The following is a 25,303-nucleotide window of genomic DNA, read 5'->3' as shown; positions in this document are numbered from 1 at the left end:
CTCCAATACGAAAAACGCAGGAACAGATCCCTGCGTTTTTAACCTGGATTATTCATTGTATCCTTTACTAATTGGTTTAAAAGTAGATTTAAAATTGATATAACAACAGAGGTGATAATCGCTGTACCAAATCCATTTATAACAAAGGAGTCATCCATTATTCCCTGAGTTATCATTAATGTTATGGCATTGATAACAAACAGGAACAATCCAAATGTTATAAACGTAATAGGAAGCGTTAGCAGAATCAAAATTGGCTTGACAATAATATTTAAGATTGAAAGAATAATACTCGCTATTAAAGCTGTACCAAAACCTTCTAAATGGAAGGAATCAAACAATTGTGCTACAGCAATTAATGCGATAGCATTTAGGAATATAGAAAGAAACCATCTTAAAAACATTAGCGTAACTCCTGATCACTTGGAATTATTATCATTGCAACAAAGTAGATGAACACCAACGTAAAAATACTCATAAGTGTTAAAATAGCAAAAATCAGTCGTAACAGCGTTGTATCCACCTTAAAGTATTCAGCTAAACCGCCTAGGACACCTGAAATCATTCGATCTGTGGTTGATCTGGTGAGACGTTTCATACTTACATGCCTCCTTTACTTCACATCATACTCCCAAATATAAAACTGTTCTTTACCTAACCTTTTTTTCGCTTCTTCTTTTAAATCTGCTTCCATATCTGGATTTTCTTTAAATTTGCTTAGAATGCCATCTGCCTGTGACTTATGGGCTGTAATAGCCTCCATCTTTTTATCAAAATAAGCTTCTATGTCATTGGTTACATTTGGCTTTCCTAAGTCTTCATAATACGTGTTTGTAATAGCTTGTGCCCACACCGTTGGACGGTTATCCGGATTCATCAAACGAACCGCTTCAATGGCTGCTGCGCCTAAAGCGTCGTGATCGGGATGGACAGCATGCCCTGGGTAATGGGTAATTACTAGACTTGGGTCAATGTCTTCCAGTATATTTTTTAAGTGAGTTGCTACTTCCATACGATTCTCGAACTCAAGTGTCTTATCTCGATAGCCTAACATTTTTAGGTCCATATCAAGCACCTGACAAGCTTCAACCAGTTCTCGTTTACGAATTTCAGGAAGGGTTTCTCTATTTGCAAACGTTGGTGATCCCATATTACGTCCCATTTCACCAAGTGTTCCACATAAATACGTTACAGGGACACCTTGTTCACGGAACTTTGCGATTGTACCCGACGCACCAAAAGACTCATCATCTGGATGCGGATATATTACTACTACGTGTTTCTCCATTCTATTCACCAGTCCTTTATTTGATTCTATTTAATGGTTGAACGGGGTTTCACTAATTTCTAGAGATACCATTAGTCGACCTTCTCGATCATGTCCAGCCATCAATAGACGATTTTCACTATCCAATACATAATCAGTGAGCCCTTCTGCATAAATCCACCCGATGTCCATCTTTAATCCAGTGCGGTATGTTTTATCGTTTCCTACTATTTTCGCCTGTGAGAAATTCACTTTTGCATTACGTATATATGCACCAACATTGTATGCTTTTTCATCAAAATGACTTGCATACGCACCATTAGTTGTCTCCAAGTGAACATAAACTTCTTTATCGCAAAACTCTTCTAATATATTTTGTACGTTATTTCTATCAATTGGTTTCATTACTTGTTCCTCCTCAAACTACCTTCTTTATTTACCTTACCCAAATGATATACATGCGTCAAAAGTTTTGAACTCTAGAAAAAAATAGGTTGTTTTCTAAAGAAGTATAAACAGCGAAGTAATTTACCGCTACGGAAATACACTACGCTCACATAGTACTAAACATACAACCAGAATGATAAATAACTTTATATTGATTGCAGCCGAAGAGCAGTTGACTCCTGCGGGAACAGCACGTGTCTGAAGACCCCGCAGCGGCGGTTTTCTGCGAGGAGTCTGAAGCCGTGCCCGCGGAGAGCGACCGCCAGTAGCGGAAATCATACAGCAGTTACGTCGCAGTTTTTATCAACTGTAAAGATTAAACTGCAACAAAACTTACGAAAAAGGCCAAGAAATAAAAGATAGTAGGCCATCGTTTTAGCCTACTATCACTATTTATTACTTTGATCCAACTTTTTCCTTCTGTTCCATATCAATTTCCATCCTTTTTCTATCACGTTCCAATATAGGCTTTAGGTAGTGTCCTGTGTAAGATCTTGCCTCTTTAGCAATATCTTCCGGACTTCCAGTAGCTATAATTTGTCCACCCCGGTCTCCGCCTTCAGGGCCTAAATCAATAATATGGTCTGCAGTTTTAATCACATCCAAATTATGTTCAATTATTAGAACAGTATCCCCGTTATCTACTAACCTCTGGAGAACAGCAAGCAATCGTTTGATATCGTCCACATGTAAACCTGTAGTTGGTTCGTCTAAAATATAAAAGGACTTACCATTTGAACGGCGGTGGAGCTCGCTGGCCAATTTAACACGCTGCGCTTCCCCACCTGATAAAGTGGTTGCTGGTTGACCTAACTTGATATAGCCTAAGCCTACATCAAAAATCGTCTGAAGCTTACGACTGATTTTAGGGATTTTAGCAAAAAAGTCGACTGCTTCTTCAATAGTCATTTCCAAAATTTCTGCAATACTTTTGCCTTTATACTTCACTTCCAACGTTTCACGATTGTATCGTTTACCATGACATACTTCACATGGTACATAAACATCAGGCAAAAAGTGCATTGCAATCTTAATGATTCCATCTCCACGGCATGCCTCACAACGACCGCCTTTAACATTGAAGCTGAAACGACCTTTTTTATACCCTCTTACCTTTGCCTCGTTGGTTTGGGCAAATACATCACGAATGTCATCAAAAACACCTGTGTATGTTGCTGGGTTTGAACGTGGCGTTCTACCAATTGGTGATTGATCAATATCAATTACCTTCTCAATATTCTTGATGCCATTTATTTTTTTATGGTTTCCTGGTTTGTGTTTACCTCTGTAAAGTGATTTCGCTAAACCTTTATACAATATTTCGTTTACCAAGGTACTTTTACCTGAACCGGAAACTCCAGTAACGACGGTCATTAATCCAATCGGAAATTTGGCTGATACATTTTTCAGGTTATTTTCTTCTGCTCCAACTACATCAATAGTGGCAGTTTTCTTAGGTTTACGTCTTTTAGGTGGCAGCGGAATATATTTTTTGCCTGATAAATAGTCGCCTGTCAAAGATGCTTTGTTTTTCATAACCTTATCTGGGGTTCCACTAGCAACAATTTCTCCACCATGTTCACCTGCACCTGGACCAATATCAATCAGATAGTCAGCTGCAAGCATTGTATCTTCATCATGCTCAACAACTATTAACGTATTATCTAAATCTCTCATCCGCTTAAGTGTTTGAATTAATCGATCATTATCACGTTGATGCAATCCTATTGAAGGTTCATCAAGGACATAAAGTACACCAGTAAGTGCAGAACCAATTTGAGTAGCGAGCCGTATTCGTTGTGCTTCACCACCTGACAATGTTCCAGCGGCTCTAGATAGTGTTAAATAATCAAGACCGACGTTATCCAGAAAATCTAGTCTGTTGGCTATTTCTTTCAAAACCATCTGAGCGATTTTTCGCTCTTTCTCCGTTAAATCAAGGTTTGAAAAGAAATCCATTGCTTCTGTTATAGAGTAATCAGTTACTGCACTTATATGCTTATTATCAATTAATACTGCAAGTGCTTCCCTCTTTAAACGATATCCCTTACATGTAGGGCAATGTTTTTGTGCCATGTATTTCTCTAATTGTTCACGAATAAAGTCAGAAGAAGTGTCACGATAGCGTCTTTCAATATTCTTCAATACACCTTCAAACTCCACTGTGTTATCTCGAACAGCACCAAAATCATTCACGTAATGAAAATGAATCTTCTCTTTGCCACTTCCATATAATATTTTGTCCAACTGCTCTTTTGGAAGGTCTTTAACTGGTATATTCATATTAATATTGTAATGCTTACACACACTCTTTAAAAGTTCTGGATAGTATTGCGAGCTGATTGGTTCCCATGCTGCTATGGCATGTTTCTTAAGTGATTTATCCCAATCAGGAATCACTAATTCAAGATCAACTTCCAGATTGGTTCCTAACCCATCACATGTTTGGCAGGCCCCATAAGGACTGTTAAATGAAAATAAACGAGGTTCTAATTCACTAATTGAAAACCCGCAAATCGGACATGCATGGTTTTCACTGAACTTAAGCTCTTCATCATCAATGACATCCACAATCAGATTTCCTTCGCCTAATTTCAAAGCAGTCTCGATTGAATCACTCAACCTCCTAGCAATACCTTCTTTAATAACCAATCGATCAACTACGACTTCTATCGAATGCTTCTTATTTTTTTCAAGTTGAATATCTTCTGTGACCTCACGCATTTCATTGTCTACACGAATACGTACATAACCTTCTTGCTTTAACTTTTCGAATACTTTCACGTGTTCCCCTTTCCGTCCGGAGACCACTGGTGCAAGTACCTGCATTTTCGTTCTTTCTGGGTATTCCAGAATTCGATCAACCATTTGCTGAACAGTTTGCGAGCTAATCTCTATTCCGTGAATCGGACATGTCGGTCTACCCACACGTGCAAATAACAAACGTAAATAGTCATAGATTTCCGTTACAGTTCCGACGGTTGACCTTGGATTTTTACTCGTTGTTTTTTGATCAATTGAAATTGCTGGTGACAGACCTTCAATTGAGTCGACATCAGGCTTATCCATTTGACCCAAAAATTGCCGTGCATATGCTGATAATGATTCAACATATCTACGCTGACCCTCCGCATAAATGGTGTCAAAGGCCAATGAAGACTTACCGGAACCTGATAATCCAGTTAGAACAACTAGTTTGTTTTTTGGAATAGATATATCGATATTTTTTAAATTATTTGCTCTGGCGCCTTTAATTTCAATTGATTTACTAGCCATGTAACTGTCATCCTTCCGCTTTAAGTTCAAGTAAAACATCACGTAGCTCCGCTGCTTTTTCGAAATCTAATGCTTTGGCAGCGTCCTTCATTTCTTTTTCCATTTTAACAATAACTTTTCCTCTTTCTTTCTTCGTAAGTTTAGCTAAACTTTTCGTTTTTGCTTCATATTCCGTTTCATCTTCAGCAGCTACAGTAGCCCGAATCACATCTCTAACGTTCTTTTTGATTGTCTTAGGTGTAATTCCGTGTTTTTCATTGTATGCTATCTGCTTAACTCGTCTCCTAGTAGTTTCATCGATTGCCAGCTGCATGGAATTTGTGATTTTGTCTGCGTACATGATTACTTCTCCATTTTCATTACGGGCTGCACGCCCCATTGTTTGTATAAGGGAACGTTCTGATCTTAGAAAACCTTCTTTATCCGCATCGAGTATAGCTACAAGCGAGACTTCAGGAATATCAAGTCCTTCACGTAATAAGTTAATTCCTATTAAAACATCATATTTTCCAACCCGCAAATCACGTATGACTTCAATTCTTTCCAACGTCTTAATTTCAGAATGCAGATATGCAACCTTGATACCTAATTCCTTCAAATAATCGGTTAGATCCTCAGACATCTTTTTCGTTAACGTAGTAACCAGTGTACGTTCATTTCTGTCAGCACGTTTATTTAATTCACCAATTAAATTGTCTATTTGTCCTTCGATTGGCCGAATGTCTATTACTGGATCAAGCAAACCTGTTGGACGGATAATTTGTTCCGTCATATCAGGGGTATGTTCCATTTCGTATGGTCCAGGTGTCGCAGAAACATAGATAAGTTGGCTAGTTTTGTCTTCAAACTCTTCGAATCTAAGTGGTCGGTTATCAAGAGCTGAAGGCAACCTGAAGCCATGGTCCACTAGAACCTGTTTCCTGGCCTTGTCACCATTATACATACCTCTTATTTGTGGCAGGGTTGCATGTGATTCATCGACGATACATAAAAAATCATCCGGGAAGTAATCAAACAATGTGTATGGAGTGGCTCCTTCTTCCCGCAATGTTAAATGTCTGGAATAGTTTTCAATCCCCGAACAATATCCCATTTCATGCATCATTTCAATATCATAATTTGTTCGCTGCTCAATACGCTGTGCCTCTAAAAGCTTGTTTTCTGAGCGTAATACTTTCAAACGTTCTTCTAATTCAGATTCTATGTTTTTAATGGCAAGCTTTAACTTCTCTTCACGTGTAACAAAGTGGGATGCAGGGTATATCGCAACATGTTCCCTGTCACCAATAATTTCTCCAGTTAACGCATCGACTTCCCGAATTCGATCAATCTCATCTCCGAAAAATTCAATACGTAGACAATGCTCTTCCCTGGAAGCAGGAATAACTTCTACTGAATCGCCTCGTACACGGAATGTACCACGCTGAAAGTTAATATCATTTCTTGCATATTGTATATCTACTAAATCCCGAAGTAATTCATCACGATCCTTTTCCATGCCCATTCGTAAAGAAAGAACATGACTTCCATATTCTTCCGGTGAACCTAAACCATAAATACAAGAAACACTTGCGACAACCAATACATCTTTACGTTCAAACAATGAGGATGTTGCTGAATGTCGTAATTTATCTATTTCTTCATTAATACTTGAATCCTTTTCAATAAATGTATCGCTGGAAGGGACATATGCCTCCGGTTGATAATAATCATAAAAACTAACAAAATATTCAACAGCATTATTTGGGAAAAATTCCTTAAACTCACTATATAACTGACCTGCAAGTGTTTTGTTGTGCGCAATTACAAGAGTCGGTCTATTAATTTCGGTTACAACATTTGAAACAGTAAATGTTTTACCAGTTCCAGTTGCTCCTAGTAGAGTCTGATGGTGCTGGCCTTCTTTTATACGTTCAACTAATTCTTTAATTGCTTTTGGTTGGTCGCCACTAGGCTGATAGTGGGACACGAGTTCAAACTTGTCTTCCACAAAGCAAGCCTCCGTTCTAATATCTTTATCTACAGTTTATCATAGTAATTCATATATTTTAACATAAACACGAACAAATATTCGATAATTTTGCTTGTATCCTATTATAGATATTACCCTAATTTACTGGATTAAAATCGTTCACAAAGGATTCACATCATAAAATTGTTTGTAAAGTAGTTATACCCTATAATTAACTTAGCTAAATATATGGTTTTTTTACCAAGTTTAGTTGCAATTTAATATTCGCAGTTGATACAAAGTGCGACGAAACAACTGCGGAGTTGATTTCCGCTTCGGGCAGTCGCTTTCCGCGGGCACGGCCTCAGCCTCCTCGAGAAAACCACTCTGCGGGGTCTTCAGACTCGTGCTGTTCCCGCAGGAGTCGATTGCCCTACGCTTCAATCAATCCATACAAAGGTTTTTATCATGGTCATTTGTTTAGTACATTGCTAGCGAAGGAAATACACGAAGACTCCTGCGGGAGGAAAAGGCATCGGTGAGACCCCGCAGTGCGTAGCACGAGGAGGCTCACCAGCCTCCCTAAGGTGCGCGAGTGTATTTCCGTAGCGGTAGGTTAGGTCGCAGTTTATAGATTTTGTGTCAGAAACAACAATCTTTTTAAATCAGCCAAATATATAAACAGAAAGGGTATTAGCATGAAAAAAATAATGATTCTAATACTATTTATAGTCTTCCTTAGTGCGTGTGGAAATAATAATGAACAATCAGATTCAAACGCAGGAGTTGTTAAACCAATTGACGTAGAACTTAAGGTCCCGAACAAAGTGGATGTTGGTAAACCAGTAACTTTCTCAGTAACAGTTAGCCAAAATGGTAAACCTATTGAAGATGCAAGTGAAGTTGAATTTGAGGTTTGGAATGATGGATCAAAGTCTAAAAGTGTAAAAGCTCCAGGAATCCATCAAAAAGAAGGAATATATACGCATGAAAGAACCTTTACGGAAAACGGGATTTATATTGTCCAATCACATGTAACGGCACGCGATATGCACACGATGCCAAAAACTAAGATTACAGTTGGAGAATTAAATACAAACACAGCTGAATCAAATGAATCTGGTGATAGCAATTCAAATCAAGAGCATCAACACCATGCCACAACAACCATTGATTTGCAGAAACCGGAAAAACTTATTCAAAATGAGTCTTCTAAATTTGTTGCAATCATTACACACAAAGAAAACCCTTTGGATAATGCAAACGTTCGTGTAGAACTATGGAAAGACGGGACTAAGAAACATAATTACGTTGATCTAGTTGAAGATAAAGCTGGTCATTATATCAAAGAGTTAAAACTTGAGGGAAAAGGTACGTACCATATCACAGTCCATGTTGAAAAAGAAGAAATTCACAGTCACAAGGAATATAAGGTAGAGGTAAATTAAGAGATTAACAGGGTGCTTACCCAAATATATTTATGCCCATATATCAATAAAAACAGCAGCCAGAGTTTCATACTGGCTGCTGCTTTTATTTAGCTTGAGACAACTCTTTTTCACTAGAACGATACTTGTCTTTAACAAATACAAGTCCCAGTTCGTAATGGTCATTTTGATAAAAAGCACTTTGAAGTAGCCTTATCTCACCAGATACATCTAATACCTCAAGTTTAAAAAATGCTCCACTTTTCTGGAGTAATTTATAAAACTCACTTACATCCCTGATTGCTTGGCCATTTACCTTGTATACCGTTTCACCGATGTGAATTCCAAGTCGCTCAGCTGGTGTATTTGGTATAATTGCTATAACAGTCAGTCCACGCTCGTTTCGACCGTAGATTGATTTTCTTCCACTATCGTTCACTCTATGTCTATAACCGATATACTCACGACCAAAGATAGCCACTACTGCTGCCACTATTGATAAACTCCATAGATACATACTTCCTGCTGCAAACAATAAGACTACCAATCCTAATACGCCAACTTTCTTACCAATTTGCTTAGAGGCCACTTCAGGTAAAACACCCTTAACAGCGTGATCAAAGCCAATAAGAAAAGGAAATAGTACTAGACTATAAGCTTCTCCCCCAATTGAGATATACGGCCAGTAAGCTGCAAATGGTGAAATTAATCCTGTTGGAACTAGTGTGAAAAATGGTATTATATTTAGCTTTTTAATGTGGTGAAGTCCTTCCCATTTCCCTCTTGAACCAAGTGCTAAATCGGGATAAGTTTCAGTTTGGCGGATGCGAAAGGTTGAAATACCTTCTAAAATTAAAAATAAACCGAGAAGTATGGAGACACCGACAAAATTGATGTCATTAAACAGAGTGCTGTCTATATAGGATTGATTTTTAATTAATGTAGGCATAAATAACAAGAGTAACAATGTCAAGCCGATTGTATAACTTGCAGAAAGCATTGTGAAACGAAATGACAGGCTTAATAAAACGGTAATCAAACAAACCAGTGCAAGTGTTTCATAAGAAAATACAATACCAACACCTAAGCAAATTACCGAAACCAATATCCCTCCGACCATAGAAATGAGACCTGTCCCTTTCAATTCGGAAAACGCATCTGCTAACTTCACTCCAAAATTATTACGTTCTCTCCGAATTCTACGTACTCCTGCGAATGCCAAAAGTACAACAATCCAGTATGTTATTGGATTTAAAAACAATTTACCTATACCTTTTGCTAATTCCAACCCCCACGCTTCGATCACCTGATCACCTTCCAGTAAAAGCTAATAATTCCAACTTTTATGTATTACTTATCTTATTCGCTATAAAGCGTTATTTTCCTGCAAAATAATTGATTAAACTTTGATATATATAGAAATCCTCTTGAAAAAGTGAAAAAAAAGATTCGCGGGCTTGACCCGCGAATCTTGTAAGCCTATCAGGAATAATAAGTGATGTAGCGTATTTTGCTTTCACTTTTACTTAAATTAGTATAAGCTGTTCAACGCTTTTTCAAGCTGTTTATCATCTTCCCCACTGCGGACCTTTTCCACAACTTTACTTTCTATTACTCCAGCTGTTTCCTTATCAACTTGACCTGTTACTTCTAAATCAAAATCCTCTTGAAACCTTTTTACTGCCTCAACAGTTTCTTTATTGAAGTAACCATCACTTCTTCCAGGATTATATCCTAACCCACGAAGCATGATTTGAATATTCTCTACTTTTTCTCCAGTTTGATTGAATGTTAAAGGTTCCTTTATTTGGATTGGATTCGTGTAAAAATACGCTGGTTGCTCAACCTTAATTGTAGGTTTAACACCTTTTTCATGAATCCAGTTGCCCTCAGGAGAAAGCCATTTATAAAACGTCAATTTAATATTACTACCATCACCAAACGGAATAGCTTTCTGAACTGTACCTTTACCAAAACTTTTCGTTCCGACTACTTCGTATCCTATCTCTTTCATTGAAACAGCCAATATTTCTGAGGCTGAAGCGCTGCCCTCATTTACTAAGACGCTTACTGGGTATGGTTTCTTTTCTTTTAAATTAGAATAGTAAGGTGTTTTCTTGCCATTACCATCTTCAATTTGTATATACGGTATATCCTCAGGAATAAATTCCTTTAATATTTCTTCGACAGCGTTTAACAAGCCTCCTGGATTGCCACGAACATCAATAACCAATCCTTCTATACCCTTTTCTTCAAGTTCAGCAAGTTGTTTCTTAAAGCTTTCTGCAGTTTTTTCTGAAAATGTAGTAATCTCGATAACACCAGTCTTCTTGCCTTCAATCGTCTTTATCTCGGAATAGACTGTTTGAAGGGGGATGTCATCACGGGTGATCGTCACATCGAATGGTTCAGTAACCCCTGGCCGTTTAATTTTTAATACAACCTCAGATCCCTTTTTCCCTCTAATTTTCTCAACTGCTTCAAATAAATCAAGTCCTTCTAAACTTTCACCGTCCACACTAAGTACTTGATCATTTGGTCGTAAACCTGATTCTTCTGCGGGTGAATTTTTTATTGGCGCAATGATAGTCACAGTATCGTTTACCATGCTTACTTCCGCACCAATACCTTGAAAAGAGGATTCAATGGTTTCATTAAAACTCTTCATTGTTTCTACATCCATGTATGTGCTGTAAGGGTCTTCAAGTGTATCTAGCATCCCCTGGATAGCACCTTCGATTAATTGCTGATTGTCCACATCTTCTAGGTAATTCTGTTTAATTAAGCTGTATGCCTCGACAACTTTATTCATGTTTTCGGGTGTTTCAGTTGGATTTCCTGATTCATTTTTTTCTTCTGTTGTTATGTTTTCTGATATGGGTGTCTGCTCAACTCCTGATAGATTGGATTTTGCGACCTGAACACCAAAAAAAGCACCACCAAATCCTAATATTAAAGCTCCAATCAACACCAGTATGACATGTTGTTTTTTAAAATTCATTGCTTCACCCCTATTAATAGCTGATTAAAAGTTCTTATGCATACGTACGTATTATCAGTCTGGTAGCTATATAGTATTTAATATTCATACATAAACATAATGTTTTGTTCTATTCAAAAAGGCATCACACCGTAATGTGCGATGCCTTTAATAATATAGTTTATGCAATACAAATGCAAATACATGCCATTTATCTTAAATAGTTAATTGGATTAACGGCACTAGATGCACCACTGTAGGTCCCTTGGTGAATTTCAAAGTGTAAATGTGAACCTGTCGATCTGCCAGTGCTTCCCATTTCACCAATCTTTTCTCCCTGCTCAACATATTTTCCGCCGCCAATAGAAGAGCTGGACATATGTGCATATAGTGTTGTGTAAGTGCGTCCATTAACTTCACCAACAACCATTAAGTGTGTTCCATACGTCCAACTAATGTTAACTGGTATAGCATAACCGGAAATAGAAGCACGAATTGCATCACCAGTTTCTCCATTAATATCGATTCCTGTATGCCCAGCCAGTCTACCAGTTATAGGATCGCGTCGCATACCAAAGTTGGAAGTACGAGAACCTCTTGAAGGCCAAATGAAGTCTGCATCTGTGTAAACAACAGGTTTTGTTTCAGAATCAGATGATCTTTGCTCAAGTTCTGCTTCTTCTCTTGCAGCTCGTTCGCGTGCAGCTTTTTCTTTTCTTGCTCTCTCAGCTGCTATTTTTTGCAGTCTTGCTATTTCATCTTGTGCTGCTCTCATTGCCTCTTGTAACTTAGATTCCTGGTTGTGTAGTCTAGATTCTTGTTCTTCTAAGTTTGCTTTATTGCTCTCTAAATTTGCATGCTCTGCTTCTAATTGTGCCATTAAGCTTTTTTTCTTAGCTGCCTGTTGATCTAGTTTAGCTTTTAGTGACTCTAATTCCTGTTTTTGTTCTTCTGCAGTCTCTTTTTTACTAATTACTTCTTTTTTCTTTTGTTCTAACTGCTGCTTCTCATTCATGTGCGTATCCATAATTCTTTTATCTTGATTCATGATAGTATTTACTGCGGTTGTACGGCTTACAAAGTCTCCAAAGTTTTGTGATCCAAGCACTACTTCTATGTAACCCATTTCTCCACCATTTTGTTGAATTGTACGTAAGCGATTTTTTAACAAGCTTTCTCTTTTTTTGATACTTTCCTCAAGTTCTTTTATTTCAACTTTAAGCTTATCTATTTCATCATTTATTTGTTGGATTTCCTTTTCTTTACTAGAAATAGCCGACTGAGTGTTTGCTAGTTGATTGTTCACTATTTCTATTTCACTTTTCACCTTATCCTGTTTACTCAGGTTTTTGTCGATTTTACCGTTTGTCTCTTTTTTTTCCTTGATAATTTTGCTTTGTTTTTCGTTTATTTCATTTTTCTTTGACTTAATCTCTTCCACTTTCTTTTTGTTTTCTTGTATGCTGCCTGCAGACACAGATTGCCAATTTGATAGAGTTCCTGTAAATATAATTAGTGTAATTAATATAACCGAAAAAAGTCTTTTCATATTACCCATTCTCTCCCTTTTTATTCACTTAGTAGATTCATCGAACTATCAGCTTCTTTAATATTTTCCTAGTTACACCTTAAGGAATTTACGTACGCTCATGACGCTTCCCCAAACACCTATCAATGCTCCTATGGCTAAGATAATTAACGAAAGCTGCCAAGCAAATGGATTGAATGGTAATATTTCAACAAAACTTAATTTGATTCGCTGACTAACATTTGCATCTAAGTAATAATATCCTCCCAGAATCGCTGCTATTGGAAGAATAGAACCTAAGATTCCCAGAAGTAAACCTTCAATAAAAAATGGCCATCTAATGAAACCATTGGTAGCTCCAACCAGTTTCATAATCCCAATTTCTTTGCTTCGAGCCATAATCGTAAGTTTAATAGTATTCGAAATAAGGAATATAGCAGTAAAGACTAATCCAGCAATTAATGCTATCCCGATTGTTCTAGCATATTTATTAAATTCAAACAGCTTTTGCACTACATCTTTACCATAATTAACTTCTTGCACAGCATCAAAGTCTTTTACCTTATCAGCAATACTTATCGTATCAGAAGGCTGCTTCGCTTTAATTACATATACATGGTTTAACGGGTTGTCCTGTTTAAAAAGTTTCCATGACTCACCTTGTTCACCCATGCTTGCAATAAACTTTTCTAATTGTTCATCTTTAGAGGAAAATGTTACACTTTCCACTTCATCTATCGCTTTTATTTTTTCACCTAATGTTTTAATTTGACCTTCGTCAGCCGTAAGTTCTATCAACGTGTTAATTTCTACGTCATCTTCTATTTTGTCTACCATTTCGTTCAGGTTAAAAACCAGGGCAAGAAATGTACCTACAAGGAATAATGTTGTTGTAACTGCACCAACCGAGGCAACTGTCATCCAACCATTCCGAAAAATATTTTTAACACCCTCACGAATGTGTCGTTTGGTTGATCTAAATTTCATATCCGTATTCACCTCGATGTTCGTCTCTCACAATCAACCCATCTTCAACAGCTATTACTCGCTTTTTGATTGTGTTAACTATTTCTTTGCTATGTGTGGCCATTAGTATTGTGGTGCCACTCGCATTAATTTCTTCAAATACACGCATAATCTCCCACGACGTCTCGGGATCCAAGTTTCCAGTGGGCTCATCCGCAATTACTATTTTAGGATGATTTACAATAGCACGTGCAATTGACACACGTTGTTGCTCCCCACCTGATAATTCATCTGGCAAAAATCGAGCTTTATTTTTCAACCCAACAAGATCAAGAACCTCCATAACCCGTTTCTTAATATTACGAGGCGATTCTTCGATAACTTCAAGTGCAAAAGCAATATTTTCATAGATTGATAGTTTTGGCAATAGTTTAAAGTCCTGAAAAATTACACCAATATCTCTTCTAAGATACGGTACTTTTTTTTCTTTAATAGTACTCATATCAACATTATTTATAACAATTGTGCCACTAGTCGGCTTTACTTCCCGATACATTAGTTTCACAAAAGTTGATTTTCCCGCACCGCTCGGTCCTACTATATAAACAAATTCGCCTTGTTCAATATTAATATTAATCCCGTTTAGAGCTGTAACTCCATTTGGATATGTTTTATACAAATCTTTCATCTGGATCATTTATGTACCACCTTTTTAATTTTTGTTGTTGTTCTTAGGTGTGATTTTCTAGGTAGGTATTTTCTTAAGAAAACAAGATTTTTACTTAATCAATACTTTTTCTGAGTATTTCTTCTATAGTATAACATCTTTCGGCAAAAAATTTGTGGGAATTTATATTACATTTATATTTCATTTAAAGCAAACCATTTACTTTATTGTAATTTTTTGTCTATTATTATTGGATATATGCAAAAATAAAAAATGGCCATCAGGATAATCTCCCTGAATAGCCATTTTTTACTAAATTGGGTTCTTTACTTTTTCTGAGCTAACCATGAAACAATTAACTCTACCTTTTCTCCTTCAATTAACCCCTTAGGCATTGCGCCCTTTCCTTCTTTTATAATCTCAGCTATTTCTTTTTCGGTATAAAGTGAACCAACTTCCGTAAGACTTGGTCCAGCTCCACCAGATAAATCAGATCCATGACAATAAGCACAATTATTCTGGAATACCTTTTCAGCTTGACCGGATTTAGTTGTACTACCATTATCGCTTGTAGTTTGATCTTGGTTCCCACTGCATGCGCTTATTATTAGTATTAAACTTATAAACAAAATAAAAAGAAGATACTTCATTCTTAAACTCCTCGTACAGCGTATAGTATTAAATCTTTAACTATTGTTGTTAATTTGGGAACGGAGATAGGAATCAATAAAAGGATCTATACCGCCATCCATTACACCCTGGACATTTCCCACATCCAGGTTTGTTCGATGGTCTTTAACCATTGAATAAGGATGAAATACATAAGAGCGGATCTGGCTACCCCATCCAATTTCTTTTTGCTCCCCGCGAATATCATCTAATTCTTTTTGCTGTTTTTCAATTTCTTTTTGGTACAACTTTGATTTTAGCATTTTCATGGCAGTTGCCCTGTTTTTAATTTGAGAACGCTCTGATTGACAGGTAACAACAATGTTAGTAGGTAAATGCGTAATACGGATTGCGGAATCGGTTGTATTCACATGCTGTCCCCCAGCACCACTCGAACGATACGTATCCACTTTTAAATCCTCCGTTTTTACATCTACCTCTACATCATCACCAAATTCAGGCATTACGTCACAAGAGGCGAATGAAGTATGCCTTCTGCCGGACGAGTCAAATGGAGAAATGCGTACAAGACGATGAACACCTTTCTCAGCTTTTAAATAACCATAAGCATTATGCCCTTTTATATTTAAAGTGACGCTTTTAATGCCAGCCTCGTCTCCAGGTAAATAATCCAAAGTTTCTACTTTGAAGCCTTTTGAATCCGCCCATCTTTGGTACATACGCAGTAACATACTTGCCCAATCCTGAGATTCAGTACCGCCAGCACCTGGATGTAACTCTAGTAACGCGTTGTTGGCGTCATATGGCTCACTTAACAGCATTTGTAATTCAAATTGGTTGATATCAGTACGAATCGACTTTAGTTCTTTTTCTAATTCCTGAAACAGTTCCTTATCTTGTTCTTCTTTTACTAACTCATAACTAACTTCTATATTTTCCAACCGTTCTTCCAACTCTTCAAAACTGGTGACATATTCTTTTATACCATTTGTCTCATTTATGACCTTTTGAGCTTCATCAGGGTTATCCCAGAAATCAGCCTGAGTCATTTCCATTTCTAATTCTCCAATTCTAGCCTTCTTAACATCTAAGTCAAAGAGACCCCCTAAAGTCTTCAATGCGTGAATTCATCTTATCTAAATCATTTCTAATTTCTCCTAATTCCATATTATCCACCTCAATTAATTAATATCGTTCTACTGAAAATTATACCCTTTAACGAAGACACTCCCAATGGATGGGAGTGTCTCAATTATTTACCGTGACAGTTTTTATACTTCTTACCACTGCCACAAGGACAAGGGTCGTTTCTGCCAATATTTTCTTTCTTTATAAATGGTTTTTTAGACTTTTTCTTGTCATCTCCACCTGAAACTGCTTGTGTATTCTTGGCAACCTCCTGGCGCTGAAGGTTTTCTCTAATTTGCGCTTTCATTACGTATTTTGATACTTCTTCTTCAATGGTAATAACCATTTGTTCAAACATCGCAAAGCCTTCTGCCTGATATTCTTGTAACGGGTCATTTTGTCCATAAGCACGTAAATGAATACCTTGTCTAAGCTGATCCATCTGATCAATATGATCCATCCACTTTGAATCAACCGTACGAAGAAGTATTACTTTTTCAAACTCTCTCATTTGTTCAGAGGTTAATTCTTCTTCTTTTTTATCATAGTTAACTTTCACCTTGTCGAAAATAACATCTATAATCTCATCTGATTCCTTACCTTTAATATCAGACAAAGTAATGTCATCAGAATCTAATAGGTTACCATGCACATAGTCAATGACGGAAGACAGCTCTTGATTTTCATCATCATCATCGTACATATGGGATTTTACAACGCGTTCAATTGTAGATTTCATCATCTCTTCAATGATCTCACGAAGGTTTTCCGAATCAATCACATCAAAACGTTGCTTGTATATAATTTCACGTTGCTGACGCAGCACATCATCATATGACAAGACACTTTTACGTGCATCATAGTTATTTCCTTCAACACGCTTTTGTGCCGATTCCACTGCCCGTGAAACCATTTTACTCTCGATTGGTTGTGTGTCATCCATCCCGAGACGTTCCATCATGCTTCGTAAGTTATCTGACCCAAATCGACGCATTAATTCATCTTCCATTGATAAATAAAATTGTGTCATACCTGGGTCACCTTGACGTCCGGAACGACCACGTAACTGATTATCAATACGTCTGGATTCATGACGCTCTGTTCCTATTACAGCTAAACCACCACGTTCAATTACACCTTGTCCAAGTTTAATATCTGTACCACGCCCTGCCATATTTGTGGCAATTGTCACGAATCCTGGTTGACCGGCATTTTCAATGATTTCTGCTTCACGAAAATGATTTTTTGCGTTTAGAACATTATGTTTCACACCAGCTTTTTTCAGCATCTGTGAAATTAGCTCGGATGTTTCAACCGCTACAGTACCAACCAATACAGGTTGCCCTTTTTCATAGCGCTCTTTAATATTTTCTACAACCGCACGGAACTTTCCATCCATTGATTTATAGATTAAGTCTGCTCTATCTTCACGAACAATTTGTTGGTTCGTTGGGATGCTAATTACATCCATTGCATAAATACTGCGGAATTCTTCTTCTTCTGTTTTTGCTGTACCCGTCATACCGGACAACTTCTGGTACATTCTAAAGAAGTTCTGAAATGTTATGGATGCTAATGTCATACTTTCGTTTTGGATTTGTAAACCTTCCTTAGCTTCAATCGCCTGATGTAAACCATCACTATAGCGACGGCCTTTCATTAGACGTCCAGTGAATTGGTCAACAATAACAACTTCTCCGTCTTCAATTACATAATCTGTATCGCGGTGCATAGACGCCTTTGCTTTTAGTGCTTGGTTGATATGATGTGTTAATGAAACATTACTTAGATTGAATAAATTTTCAATAGCAAAATAACGCTCAGCTTTGTTAATTCCTTCTTCAGTGAGCTGAACACCCTTTGTTTTTATATCATACGTATAATCATTTTCATTTTGCAAAGTTGCAACAAAACTATTTGCCTGCTGATACATTGAGGCAGATTTCTCTGCACTACCGGATATAATTAATGGTGTTCTTGCTTCATCAATTAAAATAGAATCCACTTCATCAATTATTGCAAAGTTAAGTGGTCGCTGTACCATCTGTTCTTTGTAAAGGACCATGTTATCGCGCAAATAGTCAAATCCAAATTCATTGTTGGTTCCGTACGTAATGTCACAATAATAGGCTTCTCGTTTTGTTTCTTTTGTTAGCCCATTCCCGTTCAATCCTACGGTCAGCCCTAAAAAGTTATACAATTCTCCCATTTCTTTAGCATCACGATCTGCAAGGTATTCGTTGACAGTGATGATATGAACACCTTTTCCAGAAATCGCATTTAAATATGCTGGCATGGTTGAAGCAAGGGTTTTACCCTCACCTGTTTTCATCTCAGCTATATTACCTTGGTGTAATGCAACTGCTCCCATCAACTGTACTGGAAACGGGCGCATTTTTAATACCCGTTTTGAAGCCTCACGTACAACTGCATACGCTTCAACCATCATACTGTCTAATTTTTCACCATTTCTATATCTTTCTTTAAATTCTTCGGTTTTTTTAGGAAAATCTGTCTCTGTTAACTTCTCATACTCTGTTTCTAACGCTTCAATATCATTTACTACCTTTTGTAAACGGTTAAGTTGTTTTTGGTTGCCATCGCCAAAAATTTTAGTTAATAATCCAGGCATAATTAACGCTCCTCAATATTGTTCGGAATCTCTTCTTATATACTTTTATCCACAACTTATAATAACATTATATAAACAAGTATGACAACTACCCACTATATTAATAGAAATATAAAAGAATAGCCCGAGGATGAGCTACTCTTCACTATGAGGTAAGTATGAGGCTACAAAAATAAAACTGGAAGCATCTAACACGAGGAACACTAAGAATGAGATAGAGAATGTTTTCGCTGATCCTGCAGTTCAATCAAATCAGATATTTTACGATTTGTTGCTGCAATTATAACCAGTAACTGTACAATTGTTTCTTCTTGTTGTCTTACCTTTGTTACTAGAGAATCATAAGAAATACTGCCTTGATCACTCACTAACATCTCCCCCTTTTTTCATACTATATTTATACCATGGAATATATAAATCAGGCTAACTAACGTTTTTTAAAATTGGGATAGCATTCGACAATTTTTTCACTCTAAAACTCTCTTTTCTGTAAAAAATCTTTAATTTTGCTATCAAATAGAACACTTTTTACTATCCGGAATCATTAATTAGGAAAACATTCGACAAATCACGACAAGATTATATACCCTTATGTTAGACCCATCCTTTTATAAAAGAAAAAGGGAAATTAATAAATTTTAAAATTAAATTTAATGCCAAAAAAGCGACCCCTAAAAACGGGGTCGCTTTATCATAATAATTGTTGATTAACTGTTTGGTTCAATAATTCCATACCGTCCATCTTTGCGACGATATACTACATTAGTATCATTGGAATTTGCATTTGTAAATACATAAAATGTATGTCCCAGCATATCCATTTGCATTACTGCTTCTTCTGAATCCATTGGTTTCAGGTTAAACCGTTTTGTCTTTACAATTTCTATTTCATCTGACTCGTACTCATTATCTGCTTGCTCTTTTTCAAGGTCAGCAAAAATATGTTTTGCCGATCCATTTTGACGAGACCTGCGATTTACTTTGGTCTTATATTTACGAATCTGTCTTTCTAACTTATCCAATACAAGGTCGATGGCAGCATATAGATCAATGTGCTGTTCCTCTGCGCGAAGCAATAAGTTCGTCATTGGAATTGTTACCTCAATTTTCTGCTCATCATTATAGACACTCAAATTAACATGGACATCTGAAGTTGGAGGCGTATCGAAATAGCGTTCAAGCTTTCCTATTTTCTTTTGTACGTAATCACGAATTGCACCCGTCACCTCAATATTTTCACCACGAATGTTGTATTTCATAAAAGTGTCCTCCTTTCATCCTTATGTATTTACTATTCTACAATACCCTGTCTAATTCCTGCTTAAACAAAATAATTTTTTAAATTTAATGTAGGATTTTGTCGAAATCTTTTTTAAGATAGTAAAAAAATAGAAACTCCAGTTAGTTCCAGGGTCTCTATTTTTTACTATCCATAAACATGCCATCCATTGTTTTGACGTTTTTATAAGGATTGACATAGTTCTGATTCGACTTTTTTTGCTTCTTAATCTGCTTCATTTCTGTCTTTAGGTTACTTAATACTTCTGTCATTTCCGTTTGGATTACTTCGTTCATGTTTACAAGTTTTCTTCCCATAAGTTTTTCATCTTCTGTGAAGGGAGGTTTAATGCTATTCATTAAACTTCCCCTTTTTTCAATCAGAAAATTAATTTTTTCGATTACTGATTCACGATTTTTCGAGCTAACAGTTTGTTTTAAAACATTTTCCAGCTCTATAGTAATCTCGTACAACTCTTCTAGACTGCTCATTAAACTTTTGCACCTTGTGCGTACTGATTTTGACGAGTTTTTAAAATGACTTCTTTCCATGTATCTCTAAATTCAATCGTGTAAGATAGTGCTTCATCTAATAAGGCTTCATCATTTTTAATGTTTCCTTCTTTTAATTGATGGAGCATATATTCGTATAGTGGTAATATTTGATGTGTTATATCTATATCCCGATCCATTGTTAACATTAATTCCTGAATAATCTTTTGTGCTTTCTGTATATTTACGTTTTTTTCTTCATAATTTTTTTCCTTCATACTTTTCTTTGCATGTTTAATAAATTTGATGCAACCATTATAAAGCATCATCGTTAATTCTGGACCAGATGCAGTGTTCACGGCGTTATCCTGATAGGTTTGATACTGCTTGTTTAAAGACATATATACACTCCTTAAAAAATCTCTTCTACCTTAATCTTAAGCTCCACCAAATTGTGACATTAGCTGGGCTGACTGTTGATTCATCCGTTGTATTGCTTTTTCCATTGCGGTAAATTCGCTCCAATAACGGTTTTCTACTCGTGCTAATCTACTCTCGAAATCCATTATTTGGCTGTCTAGATCTTTCATTCGTTTTCCTAATGTATAATTTTCAAGCGTATCTGTACCCTTACCAGCACGATCTTCAATTCTTCCCATTATTGATTCAATTGAGTCCTCAAGTCTGTTAACAATTCCCTTACTTGCATCTTCTGTATCATTTGAAAATAATTTTTGTACGCCCTCTGGATTTTCAGTTAATGCCTTTTTTAATTCCGCCTCATTCACTACCAATTTTCCGCCATCTCTATAGTCACTAGAAGTAGTAATACCGATTTGGGTTAATGAAGTAATATCCCCTCCTGTAGCAACATTCGCATACCAGTCCCGTCGCATTGCATACATTCCATTTGAGATAATTGATTCATTTCGTAAGATACCACTTTTGGCTTTTTCTTCCCAAAGTTCAGCTTCATCCTCTGACATTGCCTCTTTTTGTTCATCGGTTAATGGCTTATAATCTCGATATATCTCATCTTGTTGCGTCTTATTTAATTCCTCGACAAGTTGATTGTACTTGTCCACAAATTTCATTACTGACTCAAACGATGCTTCCACATTGTTATTGACAGTCAATTTAGCACTACCAACTGTAGTATTTTTAAACTCAAAATTGATTCCGTTTAGGGTATAATTGTTATCCTTAGATGTCAGACCTAGTTGTCCGTTATAAGTAAATGCAGCGTCTTGCCCAGCTTGTCCAGCCTGAGTTCCATCGGCTGTAAGCTTTAAAGTATCCGTGAAAAATGAATTTGCAGTTGAATTAAACCCAATTTCTGCACCGGCAAACTCAGTAGATTTATTATAATCTCCTGTCCGTGTTGTTTCCAAGACAACCTTCTGTGACTGTGGGTCGAAAAATGCACGGACATTGTTATCTGCCTCTGTAATTCTTCCTAGAACATCATTTAAAGTATCATCTGCACTAACTGAAAATGTATGTGTGTCTTTTGTACCATCCTCTTTATACGTGTAAAACTCAAAGTCTCCTGTAGGAACTCCAGTACCAAACTGTGATTCTAGTGTTGCACTTTGATCAATATTACTGCCAATAACTCCCCCAACATTAATTGCTGACTTTGCCAGCTGTGTAACCTCAATATTATATACACCGTTAGAAGCTGTTGGCGTGCCTGTTGCAGTAACAGCATTTTCTTGGGTAGAGCTTACAGACTTTGTATTGTAAGTTGAGCCTAGTTCCATTTTTAATGTCATATTTTCTAATTCTAAAAGTGCCTTGTTAATAGTACGGTATGCATCACGTTTCCAGGTAAGTATTGTTCTATCCTGTTCCATACGATCTAATGGCATTCTCTCAGCTTTCATTAATTTACCTACGAGCTGATCAATATCCATACCAGTTGCTAGTCCACCTATGCGCATATGCTTTCAACTCCTTAAATTTTCTCATCTACTAGTAAACCCATAAATTCAGCCATAGCTGCGTACATATCAAGCATTTTCCTAGAGGGAATTTCCTTTAGCACCTCGTCCGTAAGCGGGTTTACAACAGTTACATAGTAATCATTAAGTTTTTCATGATATTCAAACTTTAGATTGGTATGTATAGGTTCAATAAACTCATTTAGCTTCGAGATGACTGTTTCGATATCTTCTTTGTTAATTACCTTTTCATCATGAAGTTCTATTTCTTTATTTATTTCGAGTTTTTTTATGGTTCCTTCAATTGCTGACGTATTAGGCTTGTTGTTTGTTTCACTTTGCAAGGGTTGTGAACCAGTCACTACATTTTCAATCTTCATTGCCCAAGCAACTCCTCGAACTCTATTTTCCTTTATATCGGCATTAGCAATCTAATTGTTAAATTATTCTTTTTTTTCTATAAGACCTAGTACATCTGTCGGGAGATTTGCTGCTGCACTATTTTGTTCCTGGATATCTATGTATACTTCTTTTCGATGGACTTCAACTGATTTTGGCGCTGCAATTCCCAGCTTTATTTGATCTCCTTCTATCCCTAACACCTTAACTTCAATTTCGTCCCCGATTTGAATAGATTCATTAAGTTTTCTAGTCAGAACTAACATACTAAACTCCCCTCACTTTAGAGGTATTAGTTTGTGTAATAGATGATTTTGCGGAATAGTCTTCCTGATTTAAAATATATTGCTTTCCACGTTTACTAGTATGATTAATAATAATTGGTGCTTTTAGATTTAGTGTGCTTGTTTCGAATGGATCCTGTAAAGTAACAATCGAGAGTACAACCACATCCTTTTCATTTCTAATTGCCAGACTTTCCTTTACATTTGTATCAAGTTCAAATGCATAGTCAACATAAAAGTGATAAGGGTTCGCTACCACAAAGGCAACTTCTGGAGTAGAAACAGATTGAAGAATTTGAAATACTGGATTTCCCGGTAAATCCAGTAAAGTGAACTTTGTTTCGTTAATAAACCCAGGTATTCCACTAGCGAAGTTAATAATTTGCTCTACATTTATTTCCACTTCACCTACATACTTTGTTTGAATTTTCATTTTTTACTTACCATCCCTTATAAATCATTTTATATATTACTTGTGAATTATTCTTGGGAAAACAGGTTTTCAAAGTCAATCTTTAAACTCTGATAGTTTCTTATACCAATCTCAACATTACCTGGAGTAAATTGATAGTTTGGTTGATGTGCCTCCGCACGAATGATTGGCTTATTGACCTTTACATCAATAGATAATCTGGAAGGCTGATAATCTATCTTTACAGCAAACATAGACGGGATAAACTTAATACCCAACTTTTTCATATGATCAAATCCATTTTGAACAGCCTGGCTTGAAATGGGGTTACCTTTATTTTCAATTCTCATTAAAGCATCACCTTGTTGAACGCGTCTGGCTGTTCCTTCATGAGCACCTTGAATTCCTTCATTTGCATATTTTTCAATTCGTTTAAAAATGTGCATTAAATTCATATCCTCCCACGCCCTAGTCTGATCGATTTGAAGCTTTGAGGGAGTCGTTTGAATGGTCACTTTTGCTTTTGGTTGCTCAATCGATAAAGATGCTTTAGGCTGTTGTATCTCTTGACTTGCATTAGTTTGGAGGATGTTAATCTGAGCCATTTGCGACTGCATTCGTATTTGAGGTAACTGCATAAAAACCCCTTCCTTCAACGTGAATAAGGATAAATATAGCCCTAACCCACCATTAAAAAGTGGTTAGGGCTACGAACTAAAACTTATCGTAAAAAGTCTAATAAAGTTGGTTGGATAATACGCGACCCTGCAGAAAGTGCTGCACGATGTACACTTTCCTGTGCTGTAAGCTCTGTTATAACCTTTTCATAATCAATATCTTCATTGTTAGACATCATTCGTTTTGCATTTATCTCTTGCGAACTTAACCGGTTTTCAATCAGTTCGAGTCGATTCATTCTGGCACCAAGATCAGCTCTTGTATTAATCACTTTGTCAATATTATCATCAACAGTACCAATACTTGCTTCAATTTCAGACTGATTGTTAGTATCGAGAGCATTAATAAAATTATCCATGTTTGTGAACAAATCCTGTCCAAATACTTCTGCACCATCGACATTTGCCTGTAATTTTGTATTGCTGGAAACCTCAATCTTCACCGGGGAAACTGTATCAATTCCAAACGGTGGATTGTCAATAGGCTTTTCATCAGTTTTTGTTCCATTAAAGATAAACTTCCCGTTAACCTGTGTATTAGCGATATCAATAATATGTTCTTTTAGTTGCTTAACTTCACTCATGATATTCTTACGTTCCTCAGAACCGTACGTATCATTACTAGCCTGTACCGCTAGCTCACGCATCTTTTGTAAAGCTTGCGTTGCTTTATCTAGTGCTGCATCAGAGTTATCCATCCAGTTGTGAACTTCATTGGTATTGCGCTTGTATTGTTGCACTTCTGTTACCTGTGAGCGATAGTTCATACCCTTCATAGCTATAACAGGGTCATCAGATGGTTTATTAATTTTTTTTCCTGATGATAACTGGTCCATATATGTACCTAGTTTTGAATAGCTACTGGAAAGGTTTCTCAGCATATTGTTAGATAACATTCCTTGAGTTATTCGCATAATTT

25 protein-coding genes are annotated in these 25,303 nt (G+C 36.6%); 1 reads left to right on the top strand and 24 read right to left on the bottom strand.

Going from position 1 to position 25,303, the window contains the following annotated elements; genetic code table 11:
• Positions 1-38: 38 nt before the first annotated feature.
• The 6 genes from ACOI1D_RS03120 to uvrB form a co-directional block, all read right to left on the bottom strand.
• A complete protein-coding gene (locus tag ACOI1D_RS03120) occupies positions 39-404 on the bottom strand; it encodes a phage holin family protein (RefSeq protein WP_422499142.1) in 366 nt (121 codons plus the stop codon).
• On the bottom strand, positions 404-598 hold the full coding sequence (locus ACOI1D_RS03115; protein ID WP_422499141.1) for a PspC domain-containing protein: 195 nt from the start codon (positions 596-598) through the stop codon (positions 404-406). The genes ACOI1D_RS03120 and ACOI1D_RS03115 overlap by 1 nt, the downstream gene beginning before the upstream one ends.
• Positions 599-613: 15 nt before the next feature.
• Positions 614-1,288: a bacillithiol biosynthesis deacetylase BshB2 gene (gene bshB2 / locus ACOI1D_RS03110; RefSeq protein ID WP_422499140.1), complete on the bottom strand. Its 675-nt coding sequence runs from the start codon at positions 1,286-1,288 to the stop codon at positions 614-616.
• A gap of 30 nt (positions 1,289-1,318) precedes the next feature.
• On the bottom strand, positions 1,319-1,672 hold the full coding sequence (locus ACOI1D_RS03105) for a YojF family protein (RefSeq protein WP_422499139.1): 354 nt from the start codon (positions 1,670-1,672) through the stop codon (positions 1,319-1,321).
• Positions 1,673-2,110: 438 nt separating this feature from the next.
• Positions 2,111-4,990 carry an excinuclease ABC subunit UvrA gene (uvrA, locus tag ACOI1D_RS03100; RefSeq protein ID WP_422499138.1) on the bottom strand — a complete coding sequence of 960 codons (2,880 nt, stop codon included), beginning with the start codon at positions 4,988-4,990 and terminating at the stop codon, positions 2,111-2,113.
• Positions 4,991-4,997: 7 nt separating this feature from the next.
• Positions 4,998-6,980 carry an excinuclease ABC subunit UvrB gene (gene uvrB, locus ACOI1D_RS03095; protein ID WP_422499136.1) on the bottom strand — a complete coding sequence of 661 codons (1,983 nt, stop codon included), beginning with the start codon at positions 6,978-6,980 and terminating at the stop codon, positions 4,998-5,000.
• Between the two features lie 659 nt (positions 6,981-7,639).
• Here uvrB and ACOI1D_RS03090 point away from each other — a divergent pair.
• Positions 7,640-8,389 carry a FixH family protein gene (locus tag ACOI1D_RS03090; protein WP_422499135.1) on the top strand — a complete coding sequence of 250 codons (750 nt, stop codon included), beginning with the start codon at positions 7,640-7,642 and terminating at the stop codon, positions 8,387-8,389.
• A gap of 85 nt (positions 8,390-8,474) precedes the next feature.
• Here ACOI1D_RS03090 and ACOI1D_RS03085 read toward each other — a convergent pair whose 3' ends face one another.
• The 18 genes from ACOI1D_RS03085 to flgL all read right to left on the bottom strand — a co-directional run bounded on the left by ACOI1D_RS03085 (position 8,475) and on the right by flgL (position 25,298).
• Positions 8,475-9,674, bottom strand: a complete 1,200-nt coding sequence (locus tag ACOI1D_RS03085; protein WP_422499134.1) for a PDZ domain-containing protein — start codon at positions 9,672-9,674, stop codon at positions 8,475-8,477.
• Between the two features lie 225 nt (positions 9,675-9,899).
• Positions 9,900-11,369: a S41 family peptidase gene (locus ACOI1D_RS03080; RefSeq protein WP_422499133.1), complete on the bottom strand. Its 1,470-nt coding sequence runs from the start codon at positions 11,367-11,369 to the stop codon at positions 9,900-9,902.
• Between the two features lie 190 nt (positions 11,370-11,559).
• A complete protein-coding gene (locus ACOI1D_RS03075; protein WP_422499132.1) occupies positions 11,560-12,897 on the bottom strand; it encodes a murein hydrolase activator EnvC family protein in 1,338 nt (445 codons plus the stop codon).
• Between the two features lie 72 nt (positions 12,898-12,969).
• Positions 12,970-13,863 carry a permease-like cell division protein FtsX gene (gene ftsX / locus ACOI1D_RS03070; protein ID WP_422499130.1) on the bottom strand — a complete coding sequence of 298 codons (894 nt, stop codon included), beginning with the start codon at positions 13,861-13,863 and terminating at the stop codon, positions 12,970-12,972.
• Positions 13,853-14,539, bottom strand: a complete 687-nt coding sequence (gene ftsE / locus ACOI1D_RS03065; protein ID WP_422499129.1) for a cell division ATP-binding protein FtsE — start codon at positions 14,537-14,539, stop codon at positions 13,853-13,855. Before ftsE ends, ftsX begins: the two co-directional genes overlap by 11 nt.
• Positions 14,540-14,835: 296 nt before the next feature.
• Entirely contained in the window at positions 14,836-15,159 is a 324-nt protein-coding gene (gene cccB, locus ACOI1D_RS03060) for a cytochrome c551 (RefSeq protein ID WP_422499127.1), read from the bottom strand.
• Positions 15,160-15,195: 36 nt separating this feature from the next.
• Positions 15,196-16,306, bottom strand: a protein-coding gene (gene prfB / locus ACOI1D_RS03055) for a peptide chain release factor 2 (RefSeq protein ID WP_422499126.1) whose coding sequence is annotated in 2 segments (ribosomal slippage) — positions 15,196-16,233 and positions 16,235-16,306 — 1,110 coding nt in all. Because the reading frame shifts where the segments join, the coding sequence is not laid out codon by codon here.
• Positions 16,307-16,391: 85 nt separating this feature from the next.
• Entirely contained in the window at positions 16,392-18,899 is a 2,508-nt protein-coding gene (gene secA / locus ACOI1D_RS03050) for a preprotein translocase subunit SecA (protein WP_422499124.1), read from the bottom strand.
• Positions 18,900-19,102: 203 nt separating this feature from the next.
• A complete protein-coding gene (locus tag ACOI1D_RS03045) occupies positions 19,103-19,267 on the bottom strand; it encodes a hypothetical protein (protein WP_422499123.1) in 165 nt (54 codons plus the stop codon).
• A 339-nt stretch (positions 19,268-19,606) separates the two neighbouring features.
• On the bottom strand, positions 19,607-20,158 hold the full coding sequence (hpf, locus tag ACOI1D_RS03040; protein WP_422499122.1) for a ribosome hibernation-promoting factor, HPF/YfiA family: 552 nt from the start codon (positions 20,156-20,158) through the stop codon (positions 19,607-19,609).
• A gap of 157 nt (positions 20,159-20,315) precedes the next feature.
• Positions 20,316-20,669, bottom strand: coding sequence for a flagellar protein FliT (locus ACOI1D_RS03035; RefSeq protein ID WP_422499121.1), 354 nt, complete (start codon positions 20,667-20,669; stop codon positions 20,316-20,318).
• Positions 20,669-21,070, bottom strand: a complete 402-nt coding sequence (fliS, locus tag ACOI1D_RS03030; RefSeq protein ID WP_422499120.1) for a flagellar export chaperone FliS — start codon at positions 21,068-21,070, stop codon at positions 20,669-20,671. The genes ACOI1D_RS03035 and fliS overlap by 1 nt, the downstream gene beginning before the upstream one ends.
• Positions 21,071-21,106: 36 nt before the next feature.
• Positions 21,107-22,612: a flagellar hook-associated protein 2 gene (locus ACOI1D_RS03025; RefSeq protein WP_422499118.1), complete on the bottom strand. Its 1,506-nt coding sequence runs from the start codon at positions 22,610-22,612 to the stop codon at positions 21,107-21,109.
• A 14-nt stretch (positions 22,613-22,626) separates the two neighbouring features.
• Positions 22,627-22,992, bottom strand: a complete 366-nt coding sequence (gene flaG, locus ACOI1D_RS03020) for a flagellar protein FlaG (RefSeq protein ID WP_422499117.1) — start codon at positions 22,990-22,992, stop codon at positions 22,627-22,629.
• A 63-nt stretch (positions 22,993-23,055) separates the two neighbouring features.
• Positions 23,056-23,277, bottom strand: coding sequence for a carbon storage regulator CsrA (gene csrA / locus ACOI1D_RS03015; RefSeq protein ID WP_422499115.1), 222 nt, complete (start codon positions 23,275-23,277; stop codon positions 23,056-23,058).
• 1 nt (position 23,278) lies between these two features.
• Positions 23,279-23,728 (bottom strand): flagellar assembly protein FliW, encoded by a 450-nt coding sequence (gene fliW / locus ACOI1D_RS03010; RefSeq protein ID WP_422499113.1) that lies wholly within the window; start codon positions 23,726-23,728, stop codon positions 23,279-23,281.
• Positions 23,729-23,775: 47 nt separating this feature from the next.
• On the bottom strand, positions 23,776-24,345 hold the full coding sequence (locus tag ACOI1D_RS03005; protein ID WP_422499111.1) for a DUF6470 family protein: 570 nt from the start codon (positions 24,343-24,345) through the stop codon (positions 23,776-23,778).
• Between the two features lie 83 nt (positions 24,346-24,428).
• A complete protein-coding gene (gene flgL / locus ACOI1D_RS03000; protein ID WP_422499110.1) occupies positions 24,429-25,298 on the bottom strand; it encodes a flagellar hook-associated protein FlgL in 870 nt (289 codons plus the stop codon).
• Positions 25,299-25,303 lie beyond the last annotated feature (5 nt).

This window comes from Virgibacillus sp. DJP39 (assembly GCF_049310925.1).
Classification (GTDB): Bacteria; Bacillota; Bacilli; order Bacillales; family Amphibacillaceae; genus Virgibacillus_F.
This window is presented reverse-complemented; position numbering and strand designations above follow the sequence as displayed.